The following is a 290-nucleotide window of genomic DNA, read 5'->3' as shown; positions in this document are numbered from 1 at the left end:
GACCGCAGTTTTGAGCAGCAGCGCTACCGGGCCAGCGGCCTCAATCTGGTGACGGCGGCCATCGTGTTGTGGAACACGGTATATCTGGAGCGTGCCACCAGTGCTTTGCGTGGCAACGGCACGGCGCTGGACGACACATTGTTGCAATATCTGTCGCCGCTGGGGTGGGAGCACATCAACCTGACCGGCGATTACCTATGGCGCAGCAGCGCCAAGGTCGGTGCGGGGAAGTTCAGGCCATTGCGACCGCTGCCACCGGCTTAGCGTGCTTTATTTAATGAGATGGTCAC

General features: G+C 60.3%; 1 protein-coding gene. It reads left to right on the top strand.

Translation table 11 applies throughout. From position 1 onward, the window contains the following. On the top strand, nt 1-264 hold a 264-nt coding region (locus OGY18_RS00010), incomplete at its 5' end, for a Tn3 family transposase (protein WP_139056200.1). Between the last annotated feature and the right edge of the window lie 26 nt (nt 265-290).

Source organism: Citrobacter sp. Cpo142, from assembly GCF_030332425.1.
Taxonomy (GTDB): Bacteria; Pseudomonadota; Gammaproteobacteria; order Enterobacterales; family Enterobacteriaceae; genus Citrobacter; species Citrobacter portucalensis.
Note: the sequence above shows the minus strand (reverse complement) of the source record. Positions and strands in the feature narration are given on the sequence as shown.